The 7,762-nt window shown below is 64.9% G+C and carries 7 protein-coding genes; 1 reads left to right on the top strand and 6 read right to left on the bottom strand.

Annotated features, from left to right (window positions below):
- Window positions 1-930 (bottom strand): transposase (locus tag NKH67_RS20420; protein ID WP_353031735.1); only part of this gene is annotated, 930 nt, incomplete at its 3' end.
- An 82-nt stretch (window positions 931-1,012) separates the two neighbouring features.
- Between NKH67_RS20420 and NKH67_RS20415 the strand changes: the two genes are divergently transcribed.
- Window positions 1,013-1,477 carry a cupin domain-containing protein gene (locus NKH67_RS20415; RefSeq protein WP_352470574.1) on the top strand — a complete coding sequence of 155 codons (465 nt, stop codon included), beginning with the start codon at window positions 1,013-1,015 and terminating at the stop codon, window positions 1,475-1,477.
- Between the two features lie 65 nt (window positions 1,478-1,542).
- On the opposite strand, the gene NKH67_RS20410 is transcribed toward NKH67_RS20415, so the two are convergent.
- Genes NKH67_RS20410 through NKH67_RS20390 form a run of 5 tightly spaced genes read right to left on the bottom strand, consistent with a single transcriptional unit; the run spans window position 1,543 to window position 7,700 of the window.
- Entirely contained in the window at window positions 1,543-2,046 is a 504-nt protein-coding gene (locus NKH67_RS20410) for a sarcosine oxidase subunit gamma (protein WP_352470573.1), read from the bottom strand.
- Window positions 2,039-4,993, bottom strand: coding sequence for a sarcosine oxidase subunit alpha family protein (locus tag NKH67_RS20405; protein ID WP_352540081.1), 2,955 nt, complete (start codon window positions 4,991-4,993; stop codon window positions 2,039-2,041). Before NKH67_RS20405 ends, NKH67_RS20410 begins: the two co-directional genes overlap by 8 nt.
- Window positions 4,990-5,271 (bottom strand): sarcosine oxidase subunit delta, encoded by a 282-nt coding sequence (locus NKH67_RS20400; protein WP_352470571.1) that lies wholly within the window; start codon window positions 5,269-5,271, stop codon window positions 4,990-4,992. Before NKH67_RS20400 ends, NKH67_RS20405 begins: the two co-directional genes overlap by 4 nt.
- A gap of 13 nt (window positions 5,272-5,284) precedes the next feature.
- Window positions 5,285-6,541, bottom strand: a complete 1,257-nt coding sequence (locus NKH67_RS20395; RefSeq protein ID WP_352470570.1) for a sarcosine oxidase subunit beta family protein — start codon at window positions 6,539-6,541, stop codon at window positions 5,285-5,287.
- Window positions 6,542-6,551: 10 nt separating this feature from the next.
- Entirely contained in the window at window positions 6,552-7,700 is a 1,149-nt protein-coding gene (locus NKH67_RS20390) for a M24 family metallopeptidase (RefSeq protein ID WP_352470569.1), read from the bottom strand.
- Between the last annotated feature and the right edge of the window lie 62 nt (window positions 7,701-7,762).

Here is a 7,762-nt window from a genome sequence, read left to right as displayed (position 1 = left end):
GGTGAAGTCGTCGCGCGAGAAGGTGCCATCCTTGCGCCTAGACTTGTCGAAGACCGGGATATGCGGCTCGATCCCACGCTCATGCACCAACCAGTTCAGCATTTCGGCCGAGCCGTAGCCGGTGTCGGCAATCAGCCGCTCCGGCCAGAGGCCGAGCTCGTCGTGCGCCCGCTCGATCATAGTCTTGGCGGCCGTCACCTCGGCTTGGCGCACCGCGGTCGAGGGCTCCACGTCCACGATGATGGCGTGCTCCACGTCGATCAAATAGTTCGTGCAATAGGCATAGACGGCTGGGCCACCCCAAGCGGCAGTCCAGCGCGCGGCGGGATCAACAGGGGAGACGAACTTGGGCTCCACCGGCGTGGCGGCCCCGAAGGCGGCGTCATCCAGAGTGGCGAGATACTCAGCCACGGCCCGCTTGGCTTTGGGATTGAGGTCCTCGGCCGTTTCGATCCCGCGCTGACGATGGGCGTCGGCGACGATCATGCTGGCATCGACCGCAAAGCCTTCGCCGCCGACGAGCCCTTCAGCTATGCAGCGCCGGACGACGGTCTCGAACAGTTCGCGCAGCAGGTCGGCATCGCGGAAGCGGCCGTGGCGGGTCTTGGAGAAGGTTGAGTGGTCAGGCACATCACCCTCGAGGCCAAGCCGGCAGAACCACCGATAGGCCAGGTTCAGATGTACCTCCTCGCACAGCCGGCGCTCCGAGCGGATGCCGAAGCAATAGCCGACGATCAGCATGCGGATCAGCAGCTCAGGGTCGATCGAGGGACGGCCGATCGGGCTGTAGAAGGGCGCCAGATGCTGGCGGATGGCGGACAGGTCGACGAAGTGGTCGATCGCTCTGAGCAGGTGATCCGCCGGCACATGCCGCTCCAGGCTGAAGCCGTAGAACAGCTCCTCCTGCATCACACTTTGCTCGCCCATCATCGACTCAATCTCCTCTTACGACGAAGATTGAATCAGTGCTTCAGGACTGCTGCAACCCGGACTTTTTCAACACTATCGATCAATGACGGATGTTGAACCAAAAGAATTCGTGCTCGCGGGCATCGTCATGAAGCGACTGGTCTCCGGCGAACAGACGGGAGGCTTGTTGAGTCTGTTCGAAAACAGAAGCGACGGGCACACCAAAACGCCAATCCATGTTCATGCGAATGACGACGAGACGGTCTACGTCATCGAAGGGCACTTGACCGCAATTGTGGACGGTGTGGTCCGAACGCTCTCGCCCGGCGAGAGCATGTTTTTGAAGCGGGGCATCCCGCACCAGCTTATGAATCCCGGCAACCAGCTCGTTCGCTATATCCTGATAGACACGCCAAGTGTGTTCGAGCAGTTTCTTGCCGAAGGTGGCCATGAACGCAGCAAGGGAGAGGTGGTCGGGCCGCCGACGCCTGCCGATATCGAGCGGCTCAAAGTAGCCGCGCCGAAGTTTGGGATTACGCTCCTGCAGGACTGGCCGGCAAGAGAGTAGATGGCTTCGTGATGGCGGCTTGGATCGCCGCTAAAGCCGGCCCTTGCCCGAAGAACCGGTATTGGCTAGCCGTCGGCAATCCAATCCGAGAGGCTTCGCGAAAAACTTCGCGGCACGATGAGTTCGCACGCGGTCTCGCCGGTGCGCAGGAAGAGCACGGGCACGTGATGGAAGGATGTTTGCACGGCGCGGCCCGGAGCGGCGGTCGGCGCGTGCCAGTTGACGGCAATGCAGCCGGACAGAAGCCTTGCGATACCAGGGCCGGCCATTTTCAAACGAACACGACCTTCCCCAAGGGGCACGGAACAGCCGAGATCGGGGTCGACGACAAGGGCTGGCGCTTCTGTGCCTTCGTCGAGAGCCAGCCAAAGGCGGCGAGGTGCAACGCGGATGGTCAAAAGGCCCTTGTGGCGAACCGTCTCTCCCACCGAAGCGGGAAGTTTCGTGTTGAGCGACGCCGAGACGCTCTTTTCGAATTGTCTCAGTGTCGCGTCCCAGCCCTCGATCTGGATAAGCGGACAATCCGCCACGGACAGACTGAAATCCCGAGAAGAGGTCAAGCTAGCCATGCAGCCGTTCTCCCTGCGGATCGATGAATACCGGCGAGACAACGCGGGCGCGAACCGTTTCGGCCTTCATCGGATAGACCGCCACGACCTCGCTTCCTTCTGCCGCGACATCACCGGCAAGCAGGGCCAATCCGACATAGCGGTCGAGTTCTGGGCTAAAGGTGATCGAGGTCACCCGGCCGCGGCCATGGCCCTCGATCTTGTCGTCGGGCAGGAACAGGATCGCCCCGCCGCGGAGGCGCTTGCCGTCTTCGGCGCATTCCAGTCCGACCAGCCGCTGGCGCTCAGGCGCCTGATAGGCCTGGCGGCGGCGCAGTACATCGCCGACGAAGCCGCTGCGCTTGCCGGCCATGCGGCCGAGGCCGAGATCGTCGAGCGTCGTGCGCCCATCGATCTCCGGTCCGGCGACATGGCCCTTTTCGACCCGCAGCGCGCCGAGCGCCTCGACACCGTAAGGCTTCAGGTCGAAGGGTCTGCCGGCTTCGAGCAAGCGGCTCCAGAGCTGTTCACCGGCAGTGGCGCCGACATAGACTTCGTAAGCGCGCTCGCCGGAATAACTGAGGCGCAGGATGCGGAGCCCACGGACCTGCCACTCGCTTTCGAGTAGCCCCATATGCGGAAGCGCCGCGTCGGAAACGTCGAGACCAGGAAAAGCAACACCGAGGATTGCGCGGCTGTTGGGCCCGGCAACCGACATCGCCGCCCATTCATCGCTGACCGAGGTAACGGCCACGCGCAAATCCGGCCAGGCCGTGTCGAGCAGGAATTCGAGACGCGACAGCACATCGGCGGCCTTGGCGGTCGACGTGGTCATGAAGAACCGGTTTTCCGCTAGCCGCGTCGTGGTGCCGTCGTCGAAGACGATGCCGTCGTCGCGCAGCATGACGCCGTAGCGGGCGCGGCCTATCGCCAGTTTGGCAAAGCCGTTGGCATAGACGCGGTCGAGGAAGATTGCCGCATCCGGGCCCTGGACATCGATCTTGCCGAGCGTGGAGATGTCCATCAGCCCCGCGGCCTGACGCACGGTACGCATTTCGGCAACATAGGCCTCGTTCACGTCGCGGCCCGACTGCCGGTAGAAATAGGGCCGCATCCAGAGCCCGACCTCGAGCATCTCGGCGCCATTCGCCATGTGCCAGTCGTGCATCGGCGTGCGGCGGATCGGCTTGAAATGATGGCCGACGGCGCGTCCGGCAAGCGCGCCGATCGCCACCGGCGTATAGGGCGGGCGGAAGGTCGTGGTGCCGGTCTCGGGAATCGTTGCGCCGCGCAGCGCTGCCATGGCGGCAAGTGCGGGAAAATTGCTGGTCTTGCCCTGATCGGTGCCCATGCCGAGCGTGGTGTAGCGCTTCAGATGCTCGACCGATTCATAGCCCTCACGATGGGCGAGCTCGATATCCCCGGTCGTCACGTCCATCTGGAAATCGACGAAGGCCTTTCCGCGTCCAGCGGGCAGGGCTTCGCGAAGCACGGTCGAGGCGGTCTCATCGAGATCGAGTTTCGATGGAGCGGGCACCGGCGCCGACTTGCCGCAGGAGGCTGCCGCTTCGATGCCGGCCCGATGGCCGTGCTCGACGGCAGCGGCGGTCGCATAAGCTCCTATCATTGCGCCGGCGCCGAACTGGCTGGCTGAAAAGACGCCCGGCACGAAGCCGTCAATGTCGTCGCGATAGACAGGTTTGACACCGAGGTGGGAGGTGAGATGCACGGTTGGCGACCAGCCGCCGGAGATGCAGACCAGGTCGCAGGCGGCCGAGGATTGTCCCTCCGGTCCATTGAGCGTTACGCGCCTGACGGTATGGCGGCCGTGCAGGTCGACGATGCGCGTTGCGGCCCGCACCACCACGCCGAGCCGTGCGGCTTCCGCGGCAAGTGCTGCGGGCGGGACGGCGCGCAGATCAGCAACCGTCACCTCCGCGCCGGCTGCGGCATAGTCGAAGGCGGTGCGCCAGGCACCGTCATTGCTAGTGGCGACGACGATTTTCCTGCCCGGCAGGACGGCGAAACGGTTGAGATAGGTCCGGGCGGCCGAGGCAAGCATCACGCCGGGCCGGTCATTGTTCGAGAACACGATCGGCCGCTCGATGGCGCCGGTGGCAAAAACAATCGAGCGGGCGCGCAGCATAGTGACCGTTTGCCGGGCCTCGCCGGCCGGCTTCGGATCGGTCGGATCGCGCTGTTCGACCAGTCCAAGGACATTGCCGTCATAGCTGCCGAAAGCCGTCGTCCGCTTCATCAGCGTGATGGTTTCGAAGCCCTCCAACTCGGCCGCGGCCTGCCTCAGCCATGCGGCCGCTGCGCTGTCGGACGGTTCCGCCAGAAGCTGGCCGCCAAGCAGGAAATCCTGCTCGATCAGCGCGACCCGCGCGCCGGCCGCGGCGGCCGCCCGCGCCGCCGACAATCCCGCCGGGCCGCCGCCGACGATAGCGACATCGGCGAAGGCATGATGAACCTCGTAGCGGTCGGGATCGGGGCCGGTGGCGGCTCTGCCCAGGCCGGCCGCCTTGCGGATGAAATGTTCGTAAAACATCCAGGCGCGGCGCGTCGGGCCCATGAAGGTCTTGTAGTAGAAGCCGGCGGACAGAAACGGCGCGAAAAGGCCGTTGACGCTTTGCACGTCGAAGGCAAGCGACGGCCAGCGGTTCTGGCTCTCCACGACCATGCCGTCGGCGAGTTCCAGCGTCGCCGCCGGCAGGTTCGGCTCGCGCCTGCCGGCGCTCCCGAGCGTAACCAGCGCATTCGGCTCTTCGGGCCCGGCGGAAAAAATGCCGCGCGGGCGATGATATTTGAAGCTGCGACCGACCAGGGTGACGCCATTGGCGAGCAGCGCGGAGGCGAGCGTGTCGCCGCGATACCCAATCAGCTTGCGGCCATCGAAGGTGAAATCTACCGGCACCTCGCGACTGATGCGGCCACCCGCTGGCAGGCGTTTGCGGTTCGAACTCATGCCGGTTGTTTCCTGACAGTCGATTTCCTGGCGAAGTCGACGGATGCGATCGCGTGGTTGCGGGTGTCGCGTTCGACCACCAGCCATTGCCGGCAGCCGGTCACGTGCTGCCAGAATTCACGGTGCGGGCCGGCCGGGTTTGTCCTGATATAGACGTAGCGGTACCAGGCCTCCGGATCGGCATCGTCATGGGTTGGACGCGTGACCGAGGCATCGCCGCCATAGCGGAACTCGTCATGGTCGCGCGGGCCGCAGCAGGGGCATTCGATGCGCAGCATTTTGTCCCGCCTCCTATTGCAGCCAGGCGGAAGGGCCGACACCGGCCTCATCGAGCGTGTGGCCGGTGCGGAAACGATCGAGTCCGTAGGCCGCGATCAGGGGATGCGGCTTGCCGGTGGCGATCGTGTGGGCGAAGCACCAGCCGGAAGCCGGCGTCGCCTTGAAGCCGCCATAGCACCAGCCGCCATTGAGATAGAGGCCGTCGATCGGCGTCGGGCAGATGATCGGGCTGGCATCGGGAGTCATGTCCATGACGCCGCCCCAGTGGCGCAGCAGACGGACGCGCGAAATGCACGGCATCAAAGCAATCGCCGCCTCCGCCACCTCGCGCACGACGCCGAGATTGCCGCGCTGGGCGTATGAATTGTAGCCGTCGAGATTGCCGCCGAAGACCAGTCCGCCCTTGTCGGACTGGCTGACGTAGAAATGGTCGGCGCCGTAAGCGACGACGTGATCTACCAGCGGCTTCAGCGGCTCGGTGACAAAGGCTTGCAGGACGTGGCTTTCGATCGGCAGGTCAAGGCCGGCCTTGGCACCGAGCACGGATGTATGACCGGCAACAGCGAGGCCGACCTTGCCGGCGCCGATCCGGCCTTTCGTCGTTTCGACGCCGACGATACTGTCGCGGTCGCGGAGGAAGCCTGTCACTTCGCAGTTCTGGATTATGTCGACGCCATGGCTGTCGGCGGCGCGCGCATAGCCCCAGGCGACGGCGTCGTGGCGCGCCGTGCCCGCCCGGCCCTGGAAGATGGCACCATGGATCGGAAAGCGGGCGGTGTCGGAAAAATCGAGATAGGGCACGAGACGGCGCACCTCGTCGCGGTCGAGGATATCGGCATCAATGCCATTCAGCCGCATGACATTGGCGCGGTGGCTGAAGCCGTCGAGCTGATCGGCCGAATGCGCCGTGACGAGCTGGCCGCGCTGCGAGAACATGACGTTGAAGTTCAGCGCGCGCGACATGCCCTCCCAGAGCTTCATCGAGAATTCGTAGAACTGGGTGTTGCCGTCGAGCAGGTAGTTGGAGCGGATGACGGTGGTGTTGCGGCCGACATTGCCGCCGCCGACATAGCCCTTTTCGAGTACGGCGACGTTACGGATGCCGTGGTTCTCGGCGAGGTAAAAGGCGGTGGCGAGGCCGTGTCCGCCGCCGCCGATGACGATCACATCATAGGACGGTTTTGGCTCCGCCGCACGCCAGGCGCGCTGCCAATTCTTCTGGCCGGCGAGCGCGTTGCGGAAAATCGAGAGTGCCGAGTAGCGCGCCATGCGTGCGGGCCTATCGAACGATCGGGCCGGCCGGCGTGCGGGTGAGCACTTCGGCGCCCGCGTCGGTCAAAAGCACCGTGTTGGAGACGAAGTCATTGCCGTGACCCGTTCCCATCAGCCATGACAGGATGTGGAAGCTCATCCCCGTTTCGATCTCGAGGTCGGAATCGTGTCGCAAGCCGGTCACCGAATTGCCGCCGGTCCATGACGGCGGCTGGCCGGCGCCGACAAGGTAGCCGCAGTGATGGCGGCGATAGTGGGAAAGGCCGGCCTCGTCGGCGACGGCCTGCCAGGCGGCGTAAACATCACGCGCCTTGGCGCCCGGGCGCAGCGCCTCGACGACCGCGTTGAAGGCCTTGGCGGTCACCTCCGCCATTGCGGCGTCTTCATCGCTGATGTGGCCGATGCGAACGAGCCGGCCGAGCGGGGCATGGTAGCGCGAGATGCACCCGGACAGTTCGACAAAGACCGGCTCGCCCTTGCGGTAGATTCCGTCGCCCCAGGTCGTGTGCTCTTCACCCAGGCGCGCGGCCGGGCGGATGAACGGTCCGAAGCCCGGCGCATGACCGCCGGCGCGGATCATTGCCGAAACACATTGGGCGGCGACCTCCTGTTCGGAAGCGCCATCGGAGATCGCGGCGATCGCGGCACCGGCGGCGGCGTCCGTCACCTTTGCGGCACGCCGCATCAGCGCCTGTTCTTCGGCGCTCTTCACCCGCCGCATCTCGTCGATCAGACCGGAGACATCGCTCCACGTTGCATCGGCTTGCGTCTGGAGCGCCACGGCAAGTCCATGGCTAAGGCCGGCCGTCCAGTATTCGAGGCCGATCCGCTTGCCCGACAGGCCGAGCTCCGCAAGCACCCGCGCGGCAAGGTCGGCCGCCGTTTCGCTGTCGGAGTGGCCGCGGAATTCCGCTGCCTTCACCTGCTTCTCGATCGTCACCTTCTCCATCGAGCGGGTGACCAGGACGGGGTTTCCCTGGAGTGGAACGATCAGCAGGTGAGGGGCAAAATACCCCCAGTGATCAAGCCCGGTGAGATAGAAGACGTTCTCCGGCGAGGCAAACACCGCCGCGTCGAGCTCCCGCTCGATCAGTGCAGTACGGACCTTTGCCAGGCGGCCGGCGATTTCGGCTTCGGAAAACGGATTGCGGTCCATCGGGCGTCCTCGTGCTTGTTGCCGGCTTGCTGGCGGGCATGGTCTTTTCGGCAGCCGGTTTC

This window comes from Mesorhizobium sp. M0968 (genome assembly GCF_040319065.1).
GTDB lineage: Bacteria > Pseudomonadota > Alphaproteobacteria > Rhizobiales > Rhizobiaceae > Mesorhizobium.
Note: the sequence above shows the minus strand (reverse complement) of the source record. Positions and strands in the feature narration are given on the sequence as shown.

Coding starts and splice junctions, on each gene's coding strand:
- NKH67_RS20415 (WP_352470574.1), top strand. CDS start 1,013: ATGACGGATGTTGAACCAAAAGAATTCGTGCTCGCGGGCATCGTCATG.
- NKH67_RS20390 (WP_352470569.1), bottom strand. CDS start 7,700: ATGGACCGCAATCCGTTTTCCGAAGCCGAAATCGCCGGCCGCCTGGCA.
- NKH67_RS20395 (WP_352470570.1), bottom strand. CDS start 6,541: ATGGCGCGCTACTCGGCACTCTCGATTTTCCGCAACGCGCTCGCCGGC.
- NKH67_RS20400 (WP_352470571.1), bottom strand. CDS start 5,271: ATGCTGCGCATCGAATGCCCCTGCTGCGGCCCGCGCGACCATGACGAG.
- NKH67_RS20410 (WP_352470573.1), bottom strand. CDS start 2,046: ATGGCTAGCTTGACCTCTTCTCGGGATTTCAGTCTGTCCGTGGCGGAT.
- NKH67_RS20405 (WP_352540081.1), bottom strand. CDS start 4,993: ATGAGTTCGAACCGCAAACGCCTGCCAGCGGGTGGCCGCATCAGTCGC.